We start from the raw sequence: 24289 nt of genomic DNA on the forward strand, positions 1-24289 counted from the left end.
CAGTTGCGTGAGCGCATACGCTACTTGCATTACAGCTTACGAACCGAACAGGCTTATGTCCACTGGGTTCGTGCCTTGGGGTTCTAGGGATTTTCCGTCCAAAAACGACAAAGTGCTCTGGAGGCCACGCCGTCCGCGGCCTCCAGAGGGGTATTACTTTTTTGGCGCTTCACATAGCCAGTCACAATAAATCAATCACTTAGCAGTCTGAATGTCGCATTTGGACGGAAAATCCCTAGAACCCCAATATCTCTGGCCACAGCCCATATGCAGATGCAAAGCCGCCCATCGATGTAGAGGTGCCCCTGGTAAAGCCTGTAGCCTGCGCGAATGAGATATTTCAAGCGCCATCCCTCATATCAAATTGTCTACATAGCCCTGCCCTGCAGGGCTATTCGTCTGGTTACGCGGCCTTGCCTATCAGAGAGCGAAGAGACTCGGCGATCGGGCTGTCCTTGATAAGCACAAGGGAGCCAGGAACAGGGCGCTCTGCTATACCCATCGCAGGCAAGAGCTGCATCAGCTGGCCACATTGAGAGCGACTGGTCCCTTCGCTGTACGGGCGGGCCTTATAACGCTCATACAGGGCCTTGCTAGTGAGCTCGCCGGACTCCAGAAGCATCTCCAGGGCGATGCGGGTGTAGCAGGACAGACCGGCGCCTCCGGCAATGTGAGCAATGAGGTTCACCGCTTTCTCGCCTACCTTCTTCGGCAGACTGTCGAGGTCTTCCATTCGGGACTTGATCAGCGTGGACAGGTCAGCGCGAGACAGTGTTCCGTCGCTGGCATCGATGTGCAGGTGAGCCTCTACCGCCTCCACGCTGCCGAGTCGAGCAATGAGCGCTGCGGAGGGCTTGGATGCGCCATGAGCGCGGGCCTTTATCTTGGCCGGCTTCTCACTTTCGGCCGGGGCTGCCTCAGTCTCGACAACTAGGTCTGCAGCGCCGGCAGCGTCAGCGTCGGTTTCGGCATAAAGCTCTTCGCGCGTCTCAACCATGGCCAGCTCTTGAGCGACCTCTTCGATAGTTGAGGTTGGGAATGCAACGTCGGAACCCAGCAGCGCGTCTAGGTCATCGAGATCTGCACCGAGAGCGTCGATTTGGGCGTCAGCAGCGACATCTTCTGAGAGCGCTTCTGTGACCGCCTCAGCGACTTCTACAGGGGAAGCATCAACAGCGTCAGCGGTCGCTTCAGGGGCTTCAAGCAGCGCTTCCAGAGCGTCCAGATCTGCATCAGCAGATGTCACACCAGTAGCGGGCACAACATCGTCAAGTTCAAGAGAGGCGAGAGCCTTATCAAGTGCGTTCATGGTTTACTCCTTGTTCAGTGTTAGCGTTAAGCAGTCTCGTTCGACTGAGTGCATTTTCGCTGAACTGAATCGGAGTTAATCGCATTCGCCCTTCATGACCGCGACAGCAGATTCGGGATAATAGATCAGGTTAACAGCTTCGTAATGTGGCCAATCTGTTACCGTCGCTTACAGATCTCAAATCCTAGGAAATACCTCCTATATGATATAAGCTGGAACCCACTCATGTAACGTATACGAAAGGATGAAATGAAAACTATATCATTATTTAATAACAAAGGAGGGGTTGGTAAAACAACCTTGACTTGGAATTTAAGTGTATCTTTGTCGGCTAAAGGAAAGTCGGTTCTATTGATAGATTTTGATCCACAGTGTAACCTATCAATAGCATTGCTTGGAGAAAATAAATTTTCAAGCCTCTTGAATAAGGATAAAGCTAACCCTTATGGCCAAACAATAAGAGCATTCTGTCAGCCATTTATCCAACAGGATATAACTCCTGTTGTGCATACATTTCAACCATATCACAAAATGGAGAATGGGGCAGGAAGATTAGATATTGTACCTGGTGATTTTTGGTTGAATAACCTGTCAGATATAATAAGCGTAGGTACAGACTTAATTGCTGGTAATGCTATAACTAGATTTCTGATTCCTAGCCTGATTGCCATTAAAGCTCAAGAAACAAACGATTGTGAGTATGATTACGTTCTTATCGACGTGCCTCCTTCGTTTAATACAATAGTTAGATCAGCCCTGTACTGCTCTGACTACTACTTGGTCCCATGTACGGCTGATGTGTTTTCATCTTATTGCATTGGCCTTATTGGCGAGACATTGCCGAAATTCAGAGATGACTGGGAGCAAGGGATTAAAAGGAACTCTTCTCTCAGCAACCCTTTAATAAACCATAAGGGTGCTCCCAAGTTTGGGGGCTGGATTTTTAATGGGTTTGATACAAGAAGGCAGAATGGCCAGGCGGTTTCGGGGGAGATTGCTGCGGACGCTGCTCATAGGGATAAAATAATTGACGCTGTAAAAAACGAACTTCGCTCAAAATTGTCAGCAATCACAACGTATCCGCCTATACCTGCATTTACCCCTGACACACCAATCGCTAAGATTGAGGATCTTAATGTTATGGCTCCAGATAGTATCCTACAAGGCGTACCACTTCGTTATCTCGATACAGTATCGCCGACTAGAGGGGTATTAGCTAGAGGTGCTTGGTCTAAACCGCAAAAACAGCTAATGAATAAAATGTCCCAACAACATGATTTACTGGCTGATTACATAATTAAGAATTTGATTTAAAAACTTACGAGACCATAATAATCTTTTAAAGTTTAATTATTGAAGGGCGTCATAGTGACGCCCTGTAGCGGTTAAGACGCAAACTCTTTCGTCTGATTCCAGACATCTTTACTTGTCAGTAAATCCGCAAAGCTTAACAAAGATGGAGGGGTGATCTCTCCGGTTACATCTGCTCGGCGCAGAACGGCCGCGCAGAACGTCTGAGGCTTCAGGATCCGAGCGTTACGGAACACCCCCTTGATGTAGGCGCAGATAGCCGGGTCGTCATCGATCATGGTGAACTCGGCCTCCAGAGGGTTATCGTGGGCAACAGACAGCTGACGCATGATGGCCTCAGCCTTGTAGAGATGGTTTTGGCGAAGGTCAGAAACATCACGCATCAGAAGCGGTACCAAAAGCGGGGCGTCGTGACGGTTAAGCCAGTTGACGGTTTGAGCGCGGACAGTCTCCGGCCGGGCGGTGAGATAGAACATTCGCACTGCGGGGATCGAACTGAGCATATTGATCAGATCGATCATGAACGGGACCGGCAAGTCCTGCCCGCATGCCTGGTTGAAAGGCTCCCAGTCCTCGACCGTCTCGCTACCCAAAGGAGGAAGCTTGTCGGCACGGGCCCTGTTATCGGTAATGCAACCGTCCAGGTCGCAGAAGACAAAGTACATGGAGGTTCTCCTTGCAGATGGGATAAAACCGCGGCATTGAGCCGCGGGATGTGACAATTTGATCTCTTAAGCGGCGAGAAGCCCTTTGGCGCGGGCGGCCTTCTCTACAGATGCGCTGAGGTCGAAGTAGCCGGCCTGGATACCGACCATGAGTGCTTCCATCATCCGATCGACGTCATAGATGGCTCGGTGAGCATCTTCCGAGTTGAACGGGACTCCCAGTGCCCAACACAGCTCGGAAAGGCGAGGAGGCTTGCCCAGAGGCGTAGCAAAGCGGCCAGACTGCATGGTGCAGAAGACCTCCATGTCCTGGTTAACCGGTTGGCCAACTCGGAGCAGCTCATAAGCGATAAAGGGGGCATCGAAGTCGGCGTTGTGGGCGATCATGATGTCGGTCGCCTTGAAGATCTTGCCGACATCGATGGCCACCTCTTCCCAGCCAGGCGCCTTCCTCACCAGTTCGGGGGTGATGCCGGTGATGCGCTGAACCTCTTCAGGGATTGTTCGATGAGGGTTGACCAGCTTGCTGTAGGTAAGCACCTTCTCAAAAGACATGGACGCGGGGTCAACCTTGTAAACGATGGCACCGACCTCGGTGATCCGGTGCCCGTCTTCCGGCCGGAATCCAGTGGTTTCAATATCGACGCCGGTAATAACAATGGGCTTCATTTCTTTCTCCTGCCGATGCGGAACCCAGCCTCGCGGAGCTGCTCATGCTTGACGTTGGCCATGCGGAAAGCGTCTTGCTGAGAGCCGAACTCAAGGACGAAGTCCATGCTGGACGGAGCATCGGTTCTGCTGAATTTGAGGGTGCAGTCGGATATGGTCATGCGATAGAGGTGGCCATCTCTGCAGCGGTAATGGCGAGCGTAGACACACTGCCAATCCGGGGATCCGGCCACGAAGAGACTCGCCTCGGTAAGCAGGGAGTTGATGTCTACGGAGGAGCTCGTCACCCCTCCAAACCCTGTCTGAACTGCGTGTAGAAGCGCATCAGCCTGCGCCCTAGTCAGTCCACCCTCTGATATGAGGTCGAGGACAAGCTCAAGCGTCTCAAGCGCCTTCCGGTCTATCTCGTCCTGCAGATCAATCACCATCAGACATCCACCTGTGTCGGATTTGAGACAAATCGATCTGCGGCTTTGGACAGATCGAAAGCCACCTGGTTAGAGACGGGGCCGCACTTGGCCAAGCGAGCCAGGCATTCTGTAAATGTGTTCAGACCGCGCATGTCGCAATTGGTCAGCGCCTTGATCTCTGCCGAGAAGTCTGCCGGCAACATGTGATTGCTCCGGTCTCTGACAAGGCTCTGGATTGCGGCGCCGTAATGGCTCGAGGCGGACAGTTCCAGACTCTCAAACGAGATGGGGAACGGCAGAGGGGTGCGAAGGCGCAAAATGGCGCAGTAACGCCCAAACACACTGCAGGGGAGATCTGAATCGGTGAGCCAGACCTTGATGCTGGAGCTCATCAAAAATGCCGAACTCTTTGCCAGAGACTCCACCTGCCCCTTTGTGAACTGAGCACAGTAGATCTCGGAGGCGAGCATGTTCTCCAGGACAACGCTCCGCTCGTGGCTAAGTTGTGAAAGTACCTTGGAAACCTCCCCGATAAAGTGCTCTCGAACGGACGCACCTACCGAAGATGATGACGGTGATGACTGGTTCAGCTGACGGGCTAAAGACATAGCGATTCTCCGAGTGTTGCTTTTTACAACTCTATTTTAGAGAAGATATAGCGGGCATTCAGTAAATACCCGCTGATCATTAGGCGCGAAATTATAGGTGGAAACAGATAGCGGATTCGGCCCACTGGCATCGCGTTTCAAGGTCGATCATGCCGGTCGGCATAGTACCGTACCTGACGCCGCTGTCGGCCAAGGCGCTCTTCATCAACCAGTGGGTCGCTTGAATGTACCCTTGGTCGATGAGACCCTTCCCTTCAGCATGCTCCAGCGGGATGCCTGGCGGCACGTAGATAACGAAATCAAGGGTCTTACGAGCCGTCTCAAAGCACTCCTTGATGTAATCCATAACTCGCTCACTGACGCGGGCTTCCTGGTAGTGCTGTTGGTTCATGTCAGCCAGTAGATAAGCGACCATGTCGATAGGAGTTCGGTCGATAATCACCCTTTCACCGCCGGACATAACCTGCTCGAACTTTCTCAGGATCCGTTCCTGAACGGAGAGCCGAGAGCTGGCGTCGAGCGTGGAACTTGGGGACAGGCCCATCTCGGCGAAAACCTTAGAGACGCCGGCATCGATCATGGTCAGAGCCATTCGATCGGCCAACAGCCTGGCAAGAGTGCTCTTGCCAACACGGTGGGCGCCGCAGATTCCGACTCGCATCATTCCACAACCTCAACTTCTTCAACCGCCTCGGCCTCTTTCGGCTGCATCGGCACGGCTTGATCAGAGGCGGCCATAGCAACGGCGATCTGGTCGAGAACAGACTGGAACTGCCACAAGGTCTCGCCCCGAACACCAATGGTTTCGGCGACAGTGCGCAGCTGAGCAAACGGATCCTCCGGACGACCTTCAGGGAAAACAACCTGCTCCAGCTTCGGCTCAAAGAAGGATGGGCCCTTCAAGGTTTTGCCTGTCTCGCCGTCGAACACAACGTACTTGCCCGGGATGGAAGACTCGCGGTACATGGCGTTGATCGGGGTAGTTTTGCCGTGGAAGCCGTTGCCCAGTCGGTACTGCTCAACCGCAAATACAGCATCCTGCTCGGTATCGCAGAGCTTGCTCATATTGGACAGGTAGACCTGCTCCATGATTGCGTCAGCATCCAGGCCGCAGTCGTTGGCCGCGCCGTAGACAGTAACAAGGCTGTCGCCGATGGCGTCGGCGATCTGCAGGAGGTCTCGGGAGTCAAAAGCCTTTGACAGCTCGGTCTGTGACTCTTCTTTGATCATCGCCAAGCGAAGACGGCACTGACCCAGAGACGGGACGATCGGAGCCTGAGCCACGCCTTGGCCAAGTACGGAGTTGAAGTGGGTGGTCATTTGAAAGTTGGTAAGCTTGTTCATACTTATCTCCGAATGTATCTAACTATCTTGAATGAATGCTCGTTTCCTTGGTTTCTTTCAAACTTGCTTTCAATGAAGCAAGGAACAAAACAAGAAAAAAAGTTAACTGGGAAAAAATGAACCTTTTTCCCTCCCTTCGAAGCTACGCAAGCATCAACGAAGGTAATCACCAATTCATCTACCAAGCCACTTTGCAGGTAATGTTGGTAGATTTGCGCCCCGCCGATGATGTCGGCATCCGCAAGGCGCGGAGGTTCTTTCACGAAGGTGAGGTTTTCGCTATTGGCCCGCGGGGTGCGGGTGATGACGATGTTGTGGCGCCCGGGGAGGGGATGGCCAATGCTGTCAAAGGTCTTTGAGCCCATAACAACAGCCCGCCCCATTGTCAGGGCCTTGAAGTGCTTGAGGTCGTCCTTAAGAGACCACGGCAGGTCATTGCCGATACCGATGATCCCTTCCGACGACATCGCTGCGATCAGACGAACGGTCATACCGCGACGGCTCCTTTGATGTGCGGGTGAGCGTCATACCCAGTCACATTTACGTCAGCGAATGTGTATTCATCGATACTGGATCTTGGCGTCAGAACAAGTCTTGCTTCGGCATCTTTAGGGTCTCTTGAGAGCTGGAGCTTGACCTGATCAATGTGGTTCTCATAGATGTGAACATCCCCGCCAATATGGATCAGCTCGTGAGCCTTGTGGCCAGTTTGTTCGGCCAGCATATGGGCCAAGATGCTGTAGAAAATGAGGTTGAAGGGAAGGCCCAAGAAGTAGTCAACTGACCGTTGGTAAACCTGCATAGAGAGCAGCCGCTCGCCAGTCTCCTGATCTAATTCCGAGAAGCACTGAAACATCATGTGGCACGGCGCCAGGCGCATTTCATGCAGGCGGCCAACGTTCCAGGCAGTGACGATCATGCGGCGATCGTGAGGGTTGTTTCGCAAGGTATCGATCAGGTTTGCGATCTGGTCGATGACTCGGACAGCGAGACCGTTTGGGGTCTCTTCAATAACGCGCCAGGCTCTCCATTGAGCTCCATAGACAGGCCCAAGCTCACCTTTCTCGTCGGCCCACTCGTCCCATATCGTCACGCCGTTATCATTCAGGTAGCGAATGTTGGTGTCGCCGGAGAGCATCCAGATAAGCTCATGGATAACGCTCTTCAGGTGCAGCTTTTTGGTGGTGATCAGAGCGAGCTTGTTGTCGGAGAGATCGAAGCGCATCCGAGAGCCAAACATGGCGATGGAGCGAACGTCGGTCCGGTTGTCACGTAGCTGGCCAGACCCCAAAATCTGAGATCCCAGCTCAAGATATTGCAGCATGAAAGGACTCCTTGTGATGAAGTCCTTATAGTAAGTATTTACTGAATTTCAGGCAACAGAAGATGGTTCTAATGGCCCGTTGGATGTGGTAGCCAACCGATCGTTTGACTGAATTTTGTTCTGGGTGTAGCATCAGTGTTGCCTACAGCTTGTCCGGTAAATGTACGGACAATGAAAACTCCCCGACCGAAGACAATATAATTAAAAACAAAGGAAATGATTATGCCCGTAACCACCGACGCCGAAGAGTTCCCGATGAATAGATAAAAGGAGAACCGCATACAAAAATTTGTTCACGCATCGTCCAAGAGACGTATAAGTCGACTGTCCACGCATCGTTCGTATGACGAGTAAGTCGTTACTGAGGTACACACATGAAAAATGCCGCAAGCGCAAGCGTGATTTCGGCACCCAAACCCCAGAAGCAAGAAAGATTCGAGTTTCGGGTGACACAAGACGTAAGAGAGCTTTTTGAGCAAGCAGCGAGTATTAATGGCGTATCTGTGTCCGCATTTCTAAAAATGGCCGGACGCAAGGTTGCGGAAGAAATCATTGAAAGCGAAAGGACCCTAAGACTTACCTCTGACTCCTACGCCAAAATGGTCGATCTTCTGTCAAACCCGCCTGAGTTTAACGATCGCCTGACTGCCGCAATCGAGAGCTCTCATTCCGGGAGAATAACAATTGAAAACCGAAAGCGAAAACCAAGAAGTGCAGTTCAGAGTATTCAGCGGTAAAACAGACAAGGATTTTCTCTGCCAGGAAAACTCATTAAACGAGCATTACCATAAGCGGTTGAAGAAGCAGGCTAAGTTGAAACTGTTCGCCGCTTATGAGGCCGTAAACAACCGAGGCGAAGTGGTAGCTTATGCCACAATGTCTGGATGTTCGGTGGATAGAAATGCCCTTGGAATTTTCGGTGAAAAACTCCCCTACCAGAAGGTTCCGTTCACTCTGATAGGGCGCTTCGCAGTTGACATCGACTTTGGCGGGCTGGGCATAGGAAAAGCCTTTATGGCCTACCTTATCGCAAAGGCCAGAGATGTTGCAGAGCAAGTTGGGTCTTTGGGGATTTTTGTGGATGCAGTCCCCAGCGCCATTGGTTTTTACGAAAAACTTGGCTTTGTTAAGTGCGAAGCGGAAGAAAAAGAGGAAAGGGCGACAACGCCGATGTTCCTTCCTTTCCCGCGTAATAGGTGAGGGGGCTTCGGCCCCCTCTTTCTTATCAAGCCGGGGCGAGCACTGACCAGCCCCAATCGCCAGAGAACGGCACAACGCTGTAGTCCGTCACTCGCTTCTCGAAGAAGTTGGACATCTGGTCTCCCAGAACCTCAGCCACCCATGGCAACGGGTTGTCCTGCACTTCCATCCAGTTCTCCTTGAACCCGATCCCGAGCAGGCGGCGGTTGGCGATATAGCGAACGTACTCCTTTGTCTCAGCAGCAGTCAGCCCCGGGGCGTCGCCTTGAGAGAAGGCCAGGTCGATGAACTTATCCTCAAGCTCAACCGCATCACGGAACATCTGGTAAACCAAGAACTTGAACTCATCGGTCAAGACCTCCGGGTTTTCCCGAATGTACTCGCGGAACAGGTTCGAAATCCCATCCACATGTTCGGTTTCATCGCGAATTGACCACTCAACGACCGTAGTCATGCCCATCATCATGCCGAACCGGCAGTAGGTCAGCAGCATGATGAATGCGGAGAACAAAGCAACCCCCTCATTCACGACCGACTTGGCCAGAGCCAGAGCAATGTCGTGAGGAGTGTCAGCTCGGTTGTCGGTCATAAACGTTGATTTGGCGGCCATCTCCTCGTACTCGAGGAACGCGGTGAACTCACTCTCCGGCAGCCCCAGGGTGTCGTTCAGCAAGGCATACGCCCGCTGATGGATGCCTTCGCGAGCGGCAAAGGCCAGCAGCATGCACCGGATCTCATTGTTCTTGAAAATCGGAATGAAGTAGTCGCAGTAGTTGCCCGCAACGTTGGCGTCTGTCTGGGTGAACAGACGCAAGATCTGGGTGATGTGGTTCTTGTGATGGGGCAGCAGAGTGCCGTCCTGCCACTGGTTAACGTCAGCCTGCAGGTCGAGCTCATCCTCGTGCCAGTGGATCAGCTCGTGACGGTTGGCAGCCTGCATTGCCCAGGGATACTGAAACGGCTTGTAGGTGCGGCTCGGGGTAATTACAGACATCTATAGGCTCCTTATGCGTGGCAAGCCAGGCATTCTTCGGTGTTCAGTTCTACTCGGGAAATACGGACGCCAACCTTGTCGGCATTGCCCGCTGATTTAGTGCGCAGGTAATAAAGACCCTTCAGGCCGGAAGTCCAGGCGCGGAGGTGAACCGAGTTCACATAGGCGCGGTCAGCTTTTGCTGGGAAGAAAAGGTTCACGCTCTGGCCCTGACAGATGTAGATCTGGCGATCGGCGGCATGCTGGACGACCCAGTGCTGGTCAATCTCGAAGGCGGTTTTGAAGGTGTCTCGGGTGTAATCGTCCAGGAAGTCCAGATGTGCAACAGAGCCGTTGTTGGCCACGATGCTGCTCCACACCTCATCTGTGTTGCGGCCAAGCTTCTCCAGCACCGGCTCCAGATAGGGGTTTCGAATCATGTGAGCGCCGGCACGGGTGCGGTGCATAAAGGCGTTGCTGTTGATCGGCTCGATAGAAGGGGTGCAGCCGCAGATGATAGAGCTGTTCGCATTGGGGGCGATGGCCAGCACATGAGCGTTCCGCTCGGAAGTCAGATCCGGGGCGGGGCCGCGCTCTACTGCCAGCTTGCGAGTCGCCTCTTTGGCTTTAGTCCAGATGTGTGCGAACACTCGGCGGTTCAGAGAGACAGCAAGGCTTGATTCGAACGGGATGCCCTTCTGCATCAGCAAGCCGTGGAAGCCCATCGCGCCCAAACCAATATCACGGCTGCGCTCTGCGCTATAGCGAGCGCGAGACAGCTCGTCCGGCGCATGCTCGATGAAGACATCCAGAACGTTATCCAGCAGGCGCACCAGGTCTTCGATAAACAACGGGTCGTCCTTGAACTCGTCCCATTTCTCGAGGTTCAGAGAGGAAAGACAACACACTGCGGTTCGCTTCTCATCGGTCGGCAGATGGATCTCGTTGCAGAGGTTGGAGCCGCGGATCTTGAGACCCTTGGCGGCAAGCTGGGGATGCAGGAAGCGGTTGGCGGTGTCGATGAAGTTCAAGTACGGCTCGCCGGTCCGGCCGCGGATCTCCAGAATGCGCTCCCACAAATGACGGGCAGGAACGGTATCCCGAACCTCTTTCGTCTTAGGGCAGACCAGATCCCAGCTGGCGCCGGCCATGACTGCCTTCATAAAGTCATCGGTGATATTCAGCGCATTGTGAATATTCAGGAACTTCCGGTTGATGTCCCCGCCGGTCGGAACACGAACGTTGATGAACTCGGCCACATCTGGATGAGAGATGTCCAGATAGGCAGCATAGGCGCCCTTGCGCGTTTCACCCTGCTTGTAAGCCAACATCGCCCGATCTGCTACGCCAACAAAGGGGAGGGGGCCTGGCGCTTTCTTGGATACAGCACGAACGTCGCTCCAGTGGCCACCAACACCACCGCCCATGAGAGTGAGCCACGCAAGCTCGCTCTGATGCTCGACCAGACCAGCGCGAGTGTCGGGGACATAGGTCAAGAAGCAGCTGATCGGCAAAGAGTCCGGCTTCTGGCCAGGCACAAAGGAGTTGCTGAGCACAGGGGAGGCGAACATGAACCACTGCCGGCTCACATAGTCATAAATGCGCTGCGCAAAAGCCTCATCACCCTTGCTGTAACACTCGGCGGCACGAGCGAAAGCCTGCTGAGGAGAGGTCTCGCCGTTACGAATGTAATAACGGGCAAGAGCAAGAGCTTGATCGGAGAATAGAGCGTCACGCTCTAGGTTAATTTTGACTCCCATGAATCACCTTTCAGTAAGTGTTTACTTAAGGCGTAAAAGGTTAGCCAATATTCAGTGAAAGTTGAATCCCGAAGGCATCATTTTTTCACTAGATAGGGGGTTCTCTATAGCGCGTTTAAATGCGTTTTGAGAGCTCGGGGAGCGCTACGTATGCGATGACAAGCGAAAAGTTCGGGAAGCGCAAATTGAGTGCAGGGAAGCTGAATATCGAAGCACAGACATGACGAGTCGATAAGACGCTCTGCAAGCTGGGAAAGGTCTCCCTGGATTAACCCACCAGGGAGATCTGATGTTACGGCGTCACCAATCTCGACTGCTGAGCTGGAGTAAAGGGCGTGTGGGTGCCTATGCCAACGATCCTTACTTCAACCCCCTGAGAGGTGGTGAGCAATTGGTAGTGCAGATAGTAATCTGACACGAGCCCGTCATTTGATGGTGAGTAACTGGGAACGCCAATATGGTAGTGATGCAGATTGAAGGCCTTCGCAAACTGCTTCTTAGCCTGTTTGTCCTTGATACGACGAGGCAATATCCAAGACGGCTTGTTTCTACCTTGCAGAGATGAAAACCCATGAGTGATGAGCGTAGCTCGGAAAGCACCGACCGCTTGCTGAACGGCGAGGCTTTCTGCTTGCAAATCTGCAATTGTACTGGTCTCTATGGAGACCGTAATCGGGCCAGCGGGGTAAGAGTATCTATTCGTTTAGGGTGCCTCCAGTTGTTGAATGACACCTATTGTGCATTCAACCACTGGACAAAGTCATCAGCGCTTTTTACTGATCCGGGGACACAGACAAAATTGGTCTTCGCGCTCTCAACTCGGGACTTCATAGTCTCGAGGTCGAAGTCGAAATGAGGAGGCGGAGTTTGCCTGACATGGCGGCCTTTTGCTTTAACAGCAGCTTTCATTTAGGGCGAATCCTTAATGGATGATAGGTATATGGCTCGCAAGGGGAGGTCAATGGACCATATATGGCGCGCGCCATTTGGTAAATTATTGCGCAATGTGTCGAATCGGTCAACGAGTCATTATTTATAAAGCCTCATACGGAAAAGTGAGGGCCCTCTCAGGAGCCCTCACTTGATCAACACCAAACAGCCTTTTTCTCGCAGTCATCAAGACTCGGCGGGGAGCGGGGGATAACAACAGGCGGGGTCAGGACGGGGACGCTGATCGATTTTTGCTTTGAGCTGGCCGGCAGGGTAACAGGCTTCGCTACAGCAGCAGGTTTTGGCGCACTAACCACAGCAGGTCGAGAGATGACCGGCGGCCGTGAAATGATGACCGGACGAGCGATAACAACAGCTCCATGCGCCAAAGAAGAGACGAGCAGAAGAGAGGCCACAAGTAACTTTTTAAGGGTTCGCATGTTTTACTCCTCCTGCAGGAACTCTTCTTTGCAATAGAGCGGGTTGGCATCAGGCTCCAGGCCTTCCGGGTCTGTATTGGGGCAGTGAAGCGGGGTTGTGTAGCCATCACCTTCAAGACGCTCACTGCAAACGGGACAAATCATGAATCCTCCTAAGCAGCTGACTGGCGAAGACGAACGGCGGCAACCAGACGGGCAAATTCATCAGTCAGGATGCCGGCGTGTATGGCGCCGATCGCATCGGCGATGTGCTCGTTCTTGTCGGCCAGCTCCGACTTGCCTCTGCTCTTTATCCAGTTGAGGTGTGGATATAGATCGGAAGCCCAGCTGATCATCTCCTGCTTGGAGGCTGTCTTAGAGCCAACGGCCGCCAGCTTGACCTCTGTCGGAGTGACCTCGATTAGAGGCTTGTCGGAGAGCGCGGCCAACAAGCCGATGCAGACACCGTAAGAGGCCATTGCGCGGGCGCTTTGAGAACCGACCGGCACCTCTACAAACACGATCGATGCGTCCTTGATGTACTCTCGTGCGCCACGGAACAACTTGCGGGCCCGGGCCAGATCCTCGCTGTTGCGACGCACAACCTTGCGAGCTGACTTGTCGGTCTCGGTACTTACCAGGGTGATATGCTCGACCACTACCGGCAGGGTTTCATCAGACATATCGATGGTGCCGCGGGCAAGGCCAAAGTTGCGGAGAGAAGGGTCTATCGCCGCGATTTTCAACAGATTAGACATTGTTACCTCTTTCATTAATCAGGCGAATGCGCCCCAGCGACTGCCATAGCTGTCAGCAACCCGCTCTTCCTCGATGCGGGCCTCCTCTTCAGCCAGCTCACCACCGCTCCGCTCCAGAAACTCTGCAACAGAACTACCAAAAGCCTTCTTGAAGGCATTATCCAGGTTCGCCATCTTGGCTACTGACTTGCCTGGGAGCTCGAGGAACTGGAACTCGCCGCTGGGTGATTTCGGCTTCATCACGAAAATGAGATCGGACTTTCCGGCGTAGACGCTGTAGACATGGAACTGTTCGCCGCCAATGAAGGCCATATTTCGGAACTCGCCACCCTTGAATCGCCCCTTCACGACATACATGCCGCTGGCGGATATGGTGCAGACCTCCCTCTGGAAACTCGCAAAAGCATCGTGGGAGCTGATGCGCTCGGCGAGGATTTGCAGAACGTCATGTCCGATCTTTACTGAACTAGCTGCAGGGGTTTTTCTTCCGCCCCCGCCCCTCGTTGTTGTTACAGCCATAGATGTCTCCATAGAAAGCCCCCGAAGGGGCCGGTTTATTACTCGCCTACTGTGTCTCGCTCGACACAAAGAACGCCTTCCATCTCGGAAAGCCCGCCGCGCTTGCGGACGATTACGTGCTGACGAACCCAATCACGAATGGGGTTGTGACTGATGATCAGCACAGTCCCTTTCTCCTTCGCCTTCTCCTCGAGAACGGTCATCAACCGCTCAAGGCCGGCGTCATCGACCGCGTCGTCAATCTCGTCACCAATCCACAGCCGAATTGGCTTGGCAGCCCGGGAGCTCACCAAGTCCTGCAGAGCCAGCGCGGTTGCAAGACGCACCTTTCGCTTCTCACCGCCTGACAGAGAGCGATAGTTGGAGCCGCCCGTTGCGCTGGTGACACTGATCTCGAACTTCTCGCGCAGCTCACCTTTTGCTGTAGTGCTGATGGTGTTCCAGGTCGCCCGGATGTTGCCGTCGGACAGGATGCCCAGGTAGCGAGAGGTGCGATCGTTGAGGAACGGCGTGACCGTATCGAGGATGTGAGCGCGGATACCGGCAGGGCTGAACACCTCTACAACCTTCTCGGCGACAGAAAGCTCTTCACGGGCCGTCTCCAGAGAGGCTTTCAGCGCAACGATCGACTCCTCGATCTCTTGGGCCTTCAGCTCCGCCTTCTCGATGCTGCTGATGTACGGGTTGACCTCGGACTCGATGCTTTCCGCTCTGGCCCGATTGCCCTTTGCAGAATCGACAAGCGACTGCATGGACATCTTGAGGTTGTTCAGTTTGACCTGAAGAGCATCAAGCTCAGCCAGGCGCTCGGTCTCCGCAGTCAGGTCGGTCATGGATGACTTGAAGGCTTCAAGCTCGGAGGTGGCCGCAGTAAAGGCAGCCTCGGCTTCGGCAAGCTCGGCCGCGGCGTTCTTCGCGCTATGAACATGGCTTACGGCCTTGCTCTTTACGCTATCCATCCTGCCGGCTACATCGGACGCTTCCAGAACATGCCCGCAGCTCTCGCACTTGGTCCCGATCTCGGCTTCTACGTTGGCCATGATCTCTTTGCAGCGGGTGGCCTGTGCCTTTTCATCATTCAGGCGTTTTTGGACTGTCGAAACCCGAAGCTTTGCCTCGCCATGAGCCGAGATAAGCCGGCCGAGTTCGACACGCTCTCCATCTACCGCGGCGATCCTGGCTGAGACAGCGGCGCGTTCAGAGACAATACCGGCCTCATCCAGACTGCTTATCTCTGCCTGAATAACCTTGGCCTTGGCGACCGATTCAGCCATTGCCGCTCGCTCTGCAGAGGCCTTGGAAGAGCGACTGACCTCATAATTGTCTCGCCCTTCAATGAGCTCTTTTATGCCGCTCAGACAGGCGTCCAGAGCCGCCTGGTGGGTATTTACAGAGTTCTCCAAGGAGGTGACGGCGGATTTCTTCTCCACCATCCGGTTCTTGGCGATAACGTGAGCCTCCTGCATCTTGTCGATGCCGGCCGCCTCCTCCACGATCATCTTCAGGTTCTTGTCGGTGAGGCTAGGCAGATCAATATGAGCCTCCTGCCCGGAGTAGATGGCAGCGCGGAACACGTCGCTTGTGCAGCCGACAAGTTTGGTGATCACCTCTTGAGTGGCCTTGTCGGTGCCCTGGGTCAGGTCGATCGGATCTGCAGGGTCGGTAACATCGATCAGCAGCACTCGGTTCTTGTGGACGGGATGCTTGCGATGACGGATGACGTTGTACGTGCGAGGCCCGTCTACCAGCTGAACCATCACCCGGGTGCCTTTCTTGAGCTTGCGGTTGACGATCTCGTCTCCAGAATCGCCGCGGGCGGTCTCGTTGTAGAGAGCCCAGCACAGCGCCTCCGCTACAGTGGATTTACCCGCGCCGTTGCTGTTTTGAGAGGTGTCGTCGTCGTTCTCGCCCTGAATCAGGACAAGCCCCTTGCTGTCCAAGTCAACGGTGATTTGGCCAATGGCCATGAAGGCGTCGATTTCTAAGCGGTTAATCTTCATTTGATAGGCTCCGCTATGCAGCCGGGCAAATCAGCCGAACCGATAGCTCTGATAAGGGCAGTGGACTTACCGATGCCGCGAATGAGGGCGGCTGAGGCTCCGTCGAGAGCGGGAGTAACGACAACACCGAACAGGTCGTAAACCCCAGAGATTCGCACGATCTCATCCTTGGAAGCCGGTCGGCTGACGAGAAGCTGGTAGAGAGAGCCGGCTTTGATGACGCCAGGCGGTAGCTCGGTGATCTTCATACCTTCGCTCCCTCAGAAAATCGGACTTCGTGTGCTGTAAAGGCATGGTGCTGCTCAACCAGCTCTCGGAGCTCTGGCGTGTCGCCGAGCCCCTGCAGGACGTAGTGATTTGGGACCGTCGAGCTCTTCACGACCGCTCGTACCACGGCCGCATAATCCTCACGCTCATGCAGGCGGAACACAGTGCCGATGACAAAGTGCGAACCCCCATTGATCAGCGCCTTGTACTCTCGTCCGAGCCGATAGCAGGACTCGGGAAGATCGCTCAGCCTCATACCTTCGCCTCCACTTCATCCATGATTTTCTGTGACTCGATACCAACCACTTCGTCGAACCCACGCGCACGGCACCAGTCATGCAGGCTGACGCGAATAGAGGCGCCGGCTTCGATGCTGCTTCCGCCCTCGCGGGAGACCTCCACCTTCGGAACATGGATCACCTGGACAGACGCAGCGCCCTGTTCGTTCAGGAATTTGCGGACCTCCTCGACCTCCTCATTGGTGGCCGACTCCAGACGAACACGAACGAAATGGCCATTGACCTGCTCGAAGGTCTCCATCTCGTCCCACTCCGGGTCGAAATCCACAAATCGCGGGGCGTTGGAGGTGTAGTGGGTAAGCAGGCCGGTTTCGAGCTCGTGCAGTACAAAGCCAGCCTTACTACCGACATCACTGAATGTCTGGTGAGTCAGGGCGCCGACTGACACGACAACGCCGAAGTCCTTGTGGTTGTGGTAGTGGCCGCAGAACACTCGCTTGAAGCCGTAGGCCTGCAACTCGTCAGGCGAGAAGCCGTGATCTGGGATGCCAGACAGGACGCCATTGAGGGGAGCGTGCATGTAGAGACACCACTGAGCGATCTCTCCGGCATCGCTGCCCTTGTCACGGATGAACTTTTCGATGTGCTCGCGCACCTTGTCGCAGCTGTCGAAGTAGGGGATGAAGAGGCGCTTGTTCTTCTCGTCGGCAAAGACGTTGGAGATAACCCAAACGCCGGCACCGGTCAGAGCCTCACCCGCGTTGCCGAGTGTGGACGAGTTGTTACCCTCTAGGTCGTGGTTGCCGGCCAGAAGGTACACATTCAGACCGAGGTCGTTGTAGATCCGGCTGTAGAGCTCAACTGTCGGGTTAAGAACGGATGGCGCCACACTGCCGCGAACATGGAAAATGTCACCGGTATGAATGAGCGTGTCACCGCCCTTTTCCTTGACCATCTCAGCCGCTCGCCATGTCTCGTCAAGGATGTGCTGCAGCCGGCTATTCACGCCATTTGGCAACTGGTGAGAAAAGACGGACCAGTTGTGGTTGTGGGTGTCAGAAATGATCCCTTCGATGCTCACTTCGCCATCTCCTTCTCTGTGATGGTGAAATGAGCGCGGAAGAGAGACTCGTCGCAGGTCTCGTAATAGTCGGGCCAGAGATCGGACGGGAACACCCGATAGTAGGGCTTGCCGTGCTTGTCGTGGGACATGTGCATGTAGCGATACTTCTCGCCGCTGACATAACCCTCGAGGCCGCCTTTACCGCTAGGCTCAAGAATGCACTCGCAAGTGCCTTGATCTTGAATCACGTTGTTGGTCGTCATAACTGCTCCATAGTTCAGCTCAATTACAAGCGCATTATAGTAAGCATTTACTGAACAATGAACAGTTAAACCTACACGTTGAGGGTCGGCCTACGCTGATATAAAGCGATTATGAGGGATGAACTGTGATGGGATATGGTATCTTGCTAGTTGGATTCTATTCATGAAGCAGGCGAGGCATATGCAAAATCGGCGCGAAATACTGTTGCGATACCTCTCGAACAATGTAGCAAGGCCGAGGGAACTGATTGATATTACAGAGGTTAGCCAATCAACCCTTTATAGAGACCTCCAGTCTATCGGAGAACGTCTTGTCACAGTCGGAAGTGGAAGATCTATTCAGTACGCGCTTCGAGACACCCAAATTGGCATACCCGAAGTGCCAGTCTACCGAGCAGATGCGGCCGGGCAAGTGACACTGTTGGGGACACTGATCCCTGTCCTGCCGGAGGGCTTCGTCTGGAAAGGCTCGAGAGGTGAGGAGAGATACTTCGAGAGCCTGCCATGGTGGTTGTTCGATATGAGACCTCAAGGGTATCTGGGGAGAGCATACGCATCGGCTTTTGCAGAAGAACTTCACCTGTCGCACAACCCAGAGGAGTGGTCAGACGCGGAAATCATCGGCGCCTTCCTGGCTCACGGAAACGATCCGGTTGGCAACTTGCTAATTGGCGAGGGATCTATGCGCAGCTTCCTCGAAATGCCGGATCCGACACCAGTTGACCGAGCCGTCGATTTCCCATTGTTGGCTAGAGCTGCCGCGCAAGGGGAAATCCCAGGCTCTTCGGCGGGCGGTGAGCAGCCAAAGTTCTGCACATATACCGACAACGGCCATGTGATAGTGAAGTTCACCATCGCAGCAGACAATCCGATTAGCGAGCGATGGGCTGACTTGTTGCTGACCGAGCACATTGCGCTTGGCGTACTCGGGGTGCGCACTTATATCCATGACTTTGGGGGGCAAAGGTTCTTAGAGATCCCACGCTTCGATCGTGTCGGGGAAAGAGGGCGTATCGGCATGTTCTCGCTTAGGGCCCTGGATGCGGAGTTCGTTGGTGCAAGGCCGCAGGTGAGATGGCCCTCCTTGGCGAAGAAGCTTCTTGATGAAGGCTGTGTGACTGCTGATGCAGTCAAAGGGACGGCTCTACTCTGGGCATTTGGCCGGTTGATTGGCAATACCGACATGCACAATGGCAACATTTCGTTCATCGCCGAGGACGGTAAAGGCCGCCCCTACCATCTTGCCCCAGCCTACGACATGCTGCCCATGGCCTTCTCGCCAAAGACGAGCGGGGAGATCTCTAATCAAATGCCTTTAACAATGATAGCGGATGAAGTGGGGATCGATGTATGGGCAGATGCCTGGCGACTGGCTCAGGAATTTCTCGATTTATCTTTTGAAGATAAGAGGTTCTCGAAGAACATTAGGAATTGTCTAATCACAATTCAGACCAATCTCGTCGTGGCTCGTGAGTCGATCAATATTGGCCTAGACAAAGCAGGCTTGCCAACGCTGCCGAGGCCGAAAGAAACGGCAGAACTGCTTGCGGCTGAAAATGCCGAAATAAAAATTGAGTAATCAGCCTGCAGGAAGAATAAGAATGCCAATACACCATCATCAGTGCCGGAAGTGCTACTGCACCGTTCGAATTGACCATCACCACCTCACTGAGGAGGAGGAGAAGGTTTACGAGCAGGGAGGGGAGGTTAAGACGATTTGGCTGGATCAAGAGATCTGCGACATGTGCGAGCGGGAAGAAAAGCGTTAGGGGATCCCCTAACGCTGGTTTGAGCCTATCAGATTGGGCTCAGGTAGAGCACTGATAGCCCAAAGGACTTGGCGTAGAAACCCTTGCCATAGCAGTTGGCCAGCACTCCGGCCAGCTCGACAGCGGGAGATGCCAGCGTCATGCCGATGTGGTTACGGCCGGCGTGTTCGGCAAGCACCAAGTCCTTTTCCTTGCCCCAGAAGTTCCCCTTCACCTCTGCAAACGAGAGTTCTCGTTTTACGTCATCCCACACGCCGACCCGGGAACCAACCGGCAGGCGATCGCTCCAAGCCTTCCCGATCCGAATGGTGTTGTAGAGGGGCAGATCGAGATTTGCGTTCACAGCGAACCGGAGCACCGGTACAAACTGATCGCAACGCTTCTTCTGATAGCGCATGGGGCACTCGCTAGACGCAGCACAAGCGTCACAGAGCGCGTTCCCGTTGCTTGCGCATGTCAGCGTGAAGTGATTGTCGGGGTAGCGTCTGAGCGCGTTTGTCTTGATGGTGAGGAAGGTTTGCATTGAAGTCTCCTGTTCTGTTTGAGACAGATTACAGGAGACTTTTCAGTGGGGTCAGTCAGCGAGTGAGGCAGTTGAGCGGTAGTGTCAAATCGTAGGCTCTTCGTAGCGGAAGACAGGGCGCTCGGTCATGCCGAACCATGTCACTTCATCATCGGCTCCGTAGCGGCGCATGTGGGCGACGATCAGCTCGTTCAGTTCCTCCATGAAGCGCTCCCTAGCCTTGTCTCGCATCTGAGCAGCTGCGCGGTTGATTCCGGCTTGGGCCATCGGATCAAAGACTATGGCCATCACCCTTCTCCTCTTTGACCGCCTCTTCGATGAGCAAGAGCAGGTTGTCACGAGCCTCTGTCATCTTGCCGATGGACGCATTCATAACCATGACGGTTGAGATGGCCTGCTGGACAGTGACCGGGGCATGCCCCATGGCTTCGGTAAACGTAGCCGAGTGGCTGCTCGCGGAGTTAATCAGGATGTACGGCAGCGGCTTCGAGTTATTGTTCAAATCGATCGTCGCTTTCGAGCTGGTGTAATCCTTCAACATGCTCAAACCCCTTTAACACCACGATTGTGAATGGTCGAGAGCATAAGAACAGCCTGGCTCTCTTCCACAATCACCTCTTCATTCTCGCCGTTCGGAGACTCGGCAATCTTTTTGTCCAGGAACTCAACCGCCTTGGAGTCCTCTCCGAAAATCGCAGCGGTCATCTTGCGATAGTTGCCAAGAGTCGAGTCTTGGCCGGTGCTAAGTTTCATCATGCTGCCTCCATAGGCTCGCTGGTTTCGCAGATGTAGATGTCAGCCTGGCCAACCTCATCGCAGATGAAGTCGTAGAGCGCCGATACCAAACTGTTTTCATCCCAGCGCTGGCCAAGCATGGCCAGCGCATCTGCATGAGACACCGCAGAAACCAGCACCTTTGTGCAATCCTCGCCGGTTTCCCCTTCGTAGTCGATTCGAATGTCGTGAGTGCTCATGCCAACCTCTATTTCTTGGCTGCGAAGTTCTGGATGTCCCAACCGTACTTGGCACTGAGCTCGTCGGCATAAGCCTCTGCATCAACGAGCTCGGAGAAGTCGCCGACACATGCAACGCGACCCTCTACCAGATGCAGGTAAACACTGAAGAAGTCAGGGTTATCATTATCCACTTCGCAGATACCGCTCGGGCCTTCGCCATCCACATTAGCGACCCCCTGGATCTCAATGCAGTCGAACAACGCGGGGTTTCCGTCGATCACTTCATCGGCATAACGGTGAGCCATTTTTTCGATTTTACTTGCCATACTCGCTCCATCAGTAAGTGTTTACTTTGGTGTCGAGGTAAAAAAAAGAACTACTCTTTACGCCCGTTAAGGGCGATGACAATCAACTCTCCAAGCGTCAATGTGCGAGCCTTTTGTGCCGGCAGGCCCTCAGCTTGCTCGATTCGCTCGGCAGCGTCAGAGAAGCGCTCAAGCGCTCTGCTCGCTTCCTTCAGGCCGACATCAACGACCAGAGTCACTTCTTTCTTCATAGAAGCCCGTCCAGCTTCATGTCCTCTACCAGATCTTCGACCCGCATCCCGTGCATCGCGGCTTTAACCTCAATCCCATCGAAGAATATCGCTCGACTGCCGGTCACAGCGACCACCTTCGGACAGGGGCGACCATCTGGCAAGGTGCCGGTAGCAATGCCAACCTTGAGAGCGCTCACTGTGACATTCAGCAAGGCGCAGACCTCTTTCAGGCCGAGTCTGCGGTCCCAGTAGTTCTTCGCCATGCGATTCGTGGCGCCAACTGCGCCGATGCCCTTGTTCGGCTCTCCGTTACTGCTGGCCTGAGCAATCGCCCGGGTAATAACCTCGTCATGTTTCATGGTTAGCTCTCTGTTAAGCGATAACTGATTTTTGCATACAGTCAGCGGGCACTGAACATCAAAACCTCAAAAAAGTGAGCAACAGCGCGGGTTTTGACCTGTGTGGAGGTTAAGACTCAGTCCGATACCCCTCCTCTGCAATGGCTACCATGTCCAGATTGTTGAAATCCGAATCCAGGGTGCAGTCGATCGCTTTGGCGATCAGGCCGGCTTTGATTGCGTCGGCCAGCTGGCGGAGTGTTTGATTGTTGGAGAAGGCCATGTCCTCAACGATGTCGATGACCTGCTCAAAGCTCTTACCCTCTACCGGCTCCCACAGGGTCAGCTCGTCAAAGAACTCACCATCCGAGTCTTTGAGTTTGAGATAGGCATCAAAGGCATCGTTGAAGTCCTCCAGGCCGCAAAAGATGCAACCCATAGCCATCCCAATGGCCATTTTATCTATCAGTGTGTACGCCATAAGCTCACCTTAAGCTGAGAAGTAGCGCTGGCCAAACTTACGACGCAGCATTGAGGGGATGATTTCCAAACCGCACTGAGCGGCAACCTGTTCCGGGCTGATCTGTTCGAACTGGCCGTTGCGGTAAATGCTGTTCAGCTCCTCAACGACTGGCGCATCAGGCCCGATTATCTCCTCAACCCCGGGCGGAACGATGAACAGTCTGGTGCCATCAGTGAACCAGTGTCCACTTTCTAAAATCGGGTCACTCATCACCTGCCTCCTGCAGCTCAAGAAGAGCATCGCCACTTACCAAGCCCTCACCTGGGAAGAACAAGCTTTGCCCTTCGAAGTGCGCCCCTTTGATGGCAACCACGAAGTCAGCAACAATGCCCTCATCGTCCAGTTTTCTGGCGACCAACTGCATCGCATGCTCGCCGCTTGCCCCGTGTGAGTGAGTAGCAAACAGCTGCCCGTTGCTCTCGTAAACGCCTATCACGGTAAAAGTCGAAATCTGTGCGTTCATCAAAACCTCGGCATTCAGTCAATATTTACTCAATAACAACATCAAAAAAAATCACTTCCTTGCGGCCAGCGCCTTTTCTACTGCTTCGAACCGCTCCAGAAGGTCTATTGAGCAGGAACGGGAGAGGCTGATAGCCTGCTGAAGCCTTGCTCTTAATTTCCTCAAGTTGTCGGTACTCATAGCCTGGAAAAGAGTGCTCATAATCAGCTCCATTTAGTTGCTGCTACAGAACAAGAATAGTAAACACACACTGATCACTCAATCAACGCGCCTTGACACCAGTAGGGATTGAGATCGTGATCGAATCCTCGTCCTTGTTGATCCAGAAACTGCACTTGGCTCGGCGAACGGCCGGCAGCTTGTCGCCAATGACTGACCCGTGGATGGCAAGCTCTGACTTGCCGGACCGAACCTTGATGTTTGAAAGCGCCTTGCCTTCCTTGCCAAGCTTGAACCGAACAAAGATGGATTCGCCAGTCCTGACGGCTCCCAACAGCGAGAGGCGAGTGTCCTCTGGGTATCCGGCCGATTGCAGAAGGAACCTGTCCAGGCACAGGCGGAGTCTCGCCTTGTTTTTAAAGGTGATCCGACCGTCCGGATGCGTTTTCAGCGTGGCCGGCGAAACAGTCGCGGTGATGCGCTCGTCAGTGGGGATCTTTACAGATGGGTCAAAGGTCATGGGCGTCCTCTCCTTTCAAGAAATGGCTGGCCATCAGATAGGCCTCATTGAACTCGGAAACATCAACCTGTCGGCCCCAGGCGTTGTAGATGGGGTTGGAGCAGCACTGGGAGAAAATCGAATCGTGAGCCGACACCATCTTTCTCAGCGCAAGCTCGGCATCTGCCAAGCGAGCCTGCAGCTCGGCCAAAGCCTCAACCGTCTCGCTCATTAACGCCCCCTGACCAGATCGCCAAACGCCCACTCAGAACCATCCTCAGCCACGAAAATCATCTCGCCTTTGTCGTTGCGGGCGGTCTTCTGCTCGTTCCAGTTAACATCGGTAGAGCCCTCGTATTCGGGGACGCCTTCGTCAGATATGGAGAGCAAATAAGCGGTGCCGGTGAGCAGCTCTTTGGTGCCGACAATCGGGGAACCGCTCGGGCTGAAATAATCGTGCATAGAGACTCCTTGCTTGTTCAAACTGACA

At 53.9% G+C, this 24289-nt stretch carries 39 protein-coding genes; 5 read left to right on the top strand and 34 right to left on the bottom strand.

Going from position 1 to position 24289, the window contains the following annotated elements; genetic code table 11:
- Positions 1-403: 403 nt before the first annotated feature.
- Positions 404-1309 carry a hypothetical protein gene (locus tag OKB77_RS18135; RefSeq protein WP_202211960.1) on the bottom strand — a complete coding sequence of 302 codons (906 nt, stop codon included), beginning with the start codon at positions 1307-1309 and terminating at the stop codon, positions 404-406.
- 249 nt (positions 1310-1558) lie between these two features.
- Between OKB77_RS18135 and OKB77_RS18140 the strand changes: the two genes are divergently transcribed.
- Positions 1559-2623 carry a ParA family protein gene (locus tag OKB77_RS18140; RefSeq protein WP_236269299.1) on the top strand — a complete coding sequence of 355 codons (1065 nt, stop codon included), beginning with the start codon at positions 1559-1561 and terminating at the stop codon, positions 2621-2623.
- A gap of 71 nt (positions 2624-2694) precedes the next feature.
- Here the strand turns inward: OKB77_RS18140 and OKB77_RS18145 are convergent, their stop codons facing one another.
- From OKB77_RS18145 to OKB77_RS18180, 8 genes are all read right to left on the bottom strand, one after another.
- Positions 2695-3285 carry a hypothetical protein gene (locus OKB77_RS18145; RefSeq protein WP_107961350.1) on the bottom strand — a complete coding sequence of 197 codons (591 nt, stop codon included), beginning with the start codon at positions 3283-3285 and terminating at the stop codon, positions 2695-2697.
- Between the two features lie 66 nt (positions 3286-3351).
- Entirely contained in the window at positions 3352-3954 is a 603-nt protein-coding gene (locus OKB77_RS18150) for a 3'-5' exonuclease (protein ID WP_236269300.1), read from the bottom strand.
- Positions 3951-4382 carry a hypothetical protein gene (locus tag OKB77_RS18155; protein ID WP_107961348.1) on the bottom strand — a complete coding sequence of 144 codons (432 nt, stop codon included), beginning with the start codon at positions 4380-4382 and terminating at the stop codon, positions 3951-3953. The genes OKB77_RS18150 and OKB77_RS18155 overlap by 4 nt, the downstream gene beginning before the upstream one ends.
- A complete protein-coding gene (locus OKB77_RS18160) occupies positions 4382-4972 on the bottom strand; it encodes a hypothetical protein (protein ID WP_202211963.1) in 591 nt (196 codons plus the stop codon). The genes OKB77_RS18155 and OKB77_RS18160 overlap by 1 nt, the downstream gene beginning before the upstream one ends.
- Positions 4973-5063: 91 nt before the next feature.
- Positions 5064-5636 (bottom strand): AAA family ATPase, encoded by a 573-nt coding sequence (locus OKB77_RS18165; RefSeq protein ID WP_107961346.1) that lies wholly within the window; start codon positions 5634-5636, stop codon positions 5064-5066.
- Positions 5633-6316, bottom strand: a complete 684-nt coding sequence (locus OKB77_RS18170) for a nucleoside triphosphate pyrophosphohydrolase family protein (protein WP_213390084.1) — start codon at positions 6314-6316, stop codon at positions 5633-5635. The genes OKB77_RS18165 and OKB77_RS18170 overlap by 4 nt, the downstream gene beginning before the upstream one ends.
- A 2-nt stretch (positions 6317-6318) precedes the next feature.
- Positions 6319-6807 carry a dihydrofolate reductase gene (locus OKB77_RS18175; protein ID WP_236269301.1) on the bottom strand — a complete coding sequence of 163 codons (489 nt, stop codon included), beginning with the start codon at positions 6805-6807 and terminating at the stop codon, positions 6319-6321.
- Positions 6804-7640, bottom strand: coding sequence for a thymidylate synthase (locus tag OKB77_RS18180; protein ID WP_236269302.1), 837 nt, complete (start codon positions 7638-7640; stop codon positions 6804-6806). Before OKB77_RS18180 ends, OKB77_RS18175 begins: the two co-directional genes overlap by 4 nt.
- A 374-nt stretch (positions 7641-8014) precedes the next feature.
- Between OKB77_RS18180 and OKB77_RS18185 the strand changes: the two genes are divergently transcribed.
- On the top strand, positions 8015-8377 hold the full coding sequence (locus OKB77_RS18185; RefSeq protein ID WP_270818096.1) for a type II toxin-antitoxin system TacA family antitoxin: 363 nt from the start codon (positions 8015-8017) through the stop codon (positions 8375-8377).
- Positions 8325-8840: a GNAT family N-acetyltransferase gene (locus OKB77_RS18190; RefSeq protein ID WP_270818097.1), complete on the top strand. Its 516-nt coding sequence runs from the start codon at positions 8325-8327 to the stop codon at positions 8838-8840. The genes OKB77_RS18185 and OKB77_RS18190 overlap by 53 nt, the downstream gene beginning before the upstream one ends.
- Positions 8841-8865: 25 nt before the next feature.
- Here the strand turns inward: OKB77_RS18190 and OKB77_RS18195 are convergent, their stop codons facing one another.
- The 11 genes from OKB77_RS18195 to OKB77_RS18245 form a co-directional block, all read right to left on the bottom strand.
- Positions 8866-9834: a ribonucleotide-diphosphate reductase subunit beta gene (locus OKB77_RS18195; RefSeq protein WP_270818098.1), complete on the bottom strand. Its 969-nt coding sequence runs from the start codon at positions 9832-9834 to the stop codon at positions 8866-8868.
- An 11-nt stretch (positions 9835-9845) separates the two neighbouring features.
- Entirely contained in the window at positions 9846-11573 is a 1728-nt protein-coding gene (locus OKB77_RS18200) for a ribonucleoside-diphosphate reductase subunit alpha (RefSeq protein WP_216949425.1), read from the bottom strand.
- A 1085-nt stretch (positions 11574-12658) separates the two neighbouring features.
- Complete coding sequence (locus OKB77_RS18205) at positions 12659-12943, bottom strand: hypothetical protein (protein WP_231721751.1); 285 nt, start codon at positions 12941-12943, stop codon at positions 12659-12661.
- A gap of 3 nt (positions 12944-12946) precedes the next feature.
- Positions 12947-13087, bottom strand: coding sequence for a hypothetical protein (locus tag OKB77_RS18210; protein ID WP_162504483.1), 141 nt, complete (start codon positions 13085-13087; stop codon positions 12947-12949).
- Positions 13088-13095: 8 nt separating this feature from the next.
- Positions 13096-13680 carry a hypothetical protein gene (locus OKB77_RS18215; protein ID WP_139495274.1) on the bottom strand — a complete coding sequence of 195 codons (585 nt, stop codon included), beginning with the start codon at positions 13678-13680 and terminating at the stop codon, positions 13096-13098.
- Between the two features lie 18 nt (positions 13681-13698).
- Positions 13699-14199, bottom strand: a complete 501-nt coding sequence (locus OKB77_RS18220; protein ID WP_139495275.1) for a hypothetical protein — start codon at positions 14197-14199, stop codon at positions 13699-13701.
- 38 nt (positions 14200-14237) lie between these two features.
- The gene (locus tag OKB77_RS18225; protein WP_270818099.1) at positions 14238-16199 is read right to left on the bottom strand and encodes an AAA family ATPase; all 1962 of its coding nucleotides are present in this window, start codon (positions 16197-16199) and stop codon (positions 14238-14240) included.
- On the bottom strand, positions 16196-16447 hold the full coding sequence (locus tag OKB77_RS18230) for a hypothetical protein (RefSeq protein WP_270818100.1): 252 nt from the start codon (positions 16445-16447) through the stop codon (positions 16196-16198). Before OKB77_RS18230 ends, OKB77_RS18225 begins: the two co-directional genes overlap by 4 nt.
- Positions 16444-16722 carry a hypothetical protein gene (locus tag OKB77_RS18235; RefSeq protein WP_216949428.1) on the bottom strand — a complete coding sequence of 93 codons (279 nt, stop codon included), beginning with the start codon at positions 16720-16722 and terminating at the stop codon, positions 16444-16446. Before OKB77_RS18235 ends, OKB77_RS18230 begins: the two co-directional genes overlap by 4 nt.
- Entirely contained in the window at positions 16719-17786 is a 1068-nt protein-coding gene (locus OKB77_RS18240) for a metallophosphoesterase (protein WP_162504484.1), read from the bottom strand. Before OKB77_RS18240 ends, OKB77_RS18235 begins: the two co-directional genes overlap by 4 nt.
- Complete coding sequence (locus OKB77_RS18245) at positions 17783-18031, bottom strand: hypothetical protein (RefSeq protein WP_107961331.1); 249 nt, start codon at positions 18029-18031, stop codon at positions 17783-17785. The genes OKB77_RS18240 and OKB77_RS18245 overlap by 4 nt, the downstream gene beginning before the upstream one ends.
- Before the next feature lie 181 nt (positions 18032-18212).
- Between OKB77_RS18245 and yjjJ the strand changes: the two genes are divergently transcribed.
- Positions 18213-19610, top strand: a complete 1398-nt coding sequence (gene yjjJ, locus OKB77_RS18250) for a type II toxin-antitoxin system HipA family toxin YjjJ (RefSeq protein WP_270818101.1) — start codon at positions 18213-18215, stop codon at positions 19608-19610.
- A 22-nt stretch (positions 19611-19632) separates the two neighbouring features.
- Positions 19633-19800: a hypothetical protein gene (locus OKB77_RS18255; RefSeq protein WP_270818102.1), complete on the top strand. Its 168-nt coding sequence runs from the start codon at positions 19633-19635 to the stop codon at positions 19798-19800.
- A 28-nt stretch (positions 19801-19828) separates the two neighbouring features.
- On the opposite strand, the gene OKB77_RS18260 is transcribed toward OKB77_RS18255, so the two are convergent.
- The 14 genes from OKB77_RS18260 to OKB77_RS18325 all read right to left on the bottom strand — a co-directional run bounded on the left by OKB77_RS18260 (position 19829) and on the right by OKB77_RS18325 (position 24261).
- Positions 19829-20323 (bottom strand): hypothetical protein, encoded by a 495-nt coding sequence (locus OKB77_RS18260; protein ID WP_139495281.1) that lies wholly within the window; start codon positions 20321-20323, stop codon positions 19829-19831.
- Between the two features lie 84 nt (positions 20324-20407).
- Positions 20408-20611 carry a hypothetical protein gene (locus OKB77_RS18265; protein WP_216949430.1) on the bottom strand — a complete coding sequence of 68 codons (204 nt, stop codon included), beginning with the start codon at positions 20609-20611 and terminating at the stop codon, positions 20408-20410.
- A complete protein-coding gene (locus OKB77_RS18270) occupies positions 20595-20864 on the bottom strand; it encodes a hypothetical protein (RefSeq protein WP_216949431.1) in 270 nt (89 codons plus the stop codon). Before OKB77_RS18270 ends, OKB77_RS18265 begins: the two co-directional genes overlap by 17 nt.
- Before the next feature lie 2 nt (positions 20865-20866).
- The gene (locus tag OKB77_RS18275; RefSeq protein WP_139495284.1) at positions 20867-21079 is read right to left on the bottom strand and encodes a hypothetical protein; all 213 of its coding nucleotides are present in this window, start codon (positions 21077-21079) and stop codon (positions 20867-20869) included.
- Positions 21076-21297, bottom strand: a complete 222-nt coding sequence (locus tag OKB77_RS18280) for a hypothetical protein (RefSeq protein ID WP_139495285.1) — start codon at positions 21295-21297, stop codon at positions 21076-21078. The genes OKB77_RS18275 and OKB77_RS18280 overlap by 4 nt, the downstream gene beginning before the upstream one ends.
- An 8-nt stretch (positions 21298-21305) precedes the next feature.
- Positions 21306-21605 carry a hypothetical protein gene (locus OKB77_RS18285; protein ID WP_139495286.1) on the bottom strand — a complete coding sequence of 100 codons (300 nt, stop codon included), beginning with the start codon at positions 21603-21605 and terminating at the stop codon, positions 21306-21308.
- Positions 21606-21655: 50 nt separating this feature from the next.
- Complete coding sequence (locus OKB77_RS18290; RefSeq protein WP_139495287.1) at positions 21656-21835, bottom strand: hypothetical protein; 180 nt, start codon at positions 21833-21835, stop codon at positions 21656-21658.
- Complete coding sequence (locus tag OKB77_RS18295; protein ID WP_139495288.1) at positions 21832-22176, bottom strand: hypothetical protein; 345 nt, start codon at positions 22174-22176, stop codon at positions 21832-21834. Before OKB77_RS18295 ends, OKB77_RS18290 begins: the two co-directional genes overlap by 4 nt.
- A 109-nt stretch (positions 22177-22285) precedes the next feature.
- Positions 22286-22636 (bottom strand): hypothetical protein, encoded by a 351-nt coding sequence (locus OKB77_RS18300; RefSeq protein ID WP_270818103.1) that lies wholly within the window; start codon positions 22634-22636, stop codon positions 22286-22288.
- Between the two features lie 9 nt (positions 22637-22645).
- A complete protein-coding gene (locus tag OKB77_RS18305) occupies positions 22646-22888 on the bottom strand; it encodes a hypothetical protein (protein WP_139495290.1) in 243 nt (80 codons plus the stop codon).
- Positions 22881-23141, bottom strand: coding sequence for a hypothetical protein (locus tag OKB77_RS18310; RefSeq protein WP_216949433.1), 261 nt, complete (start codon positions 23139-23141; stop codon positions 22881-22883). Before OKB77_RS18310 ends, OKB77_RS18305 begins: the two co-directional genes overlap by 8 nt.
- 262 nt (positions 23142-23403) lie before the next feature.
- Positions 23404-23820 carry a hypothetical protein gene (locus OKB77_RS18315; protein WP_216949434.1) on the bottom strand — a complete coding sequence of 139 codons (417 nt, stop codon included), beginning with the start codon at positions 23818-23820 and terminating at the stop codon, positions 23404-23406.
- Positions 23810-24031, bottom strand: coding sequence for a hypothetical protein (locus OKB77_RS18320; protein WP_107961318.1), 222 nt, complete (start codon positions 24029-24031; stop codon positions 23810-23812). The genes OKB77_RS18315 and OKB77_RS18320 overlap by 11 nt, the downstream gene beginning before the upstream one ends.
- Positions 24031-24261, bottom strand: a complete 231-nt coding sequence (locus OKB77_RS18325; protein WP_270818105.1) for a hypothetical protein — start codon at positions 24259-24261, stop codon at positions 24031-24033. The genes OKB77_RS18320 and OKB77_RS18325 overlap by 1 nt, the downstream gene beginning before the upstream one ends.
- Positions 24262-24289: the final 28 nt, after the last annotated feature.

It is taken from the genome of Aeromonas sp. Y318-3, assembly GCF_027706185.1.
In the GTDB taxonomy this organism is placed as follows: Bacteria; Pseudomonadota; Gammaproteobacteria; order Enterobacterales; family Aeromonadaceae; genus Aeromonas; species Aeromonas veronii.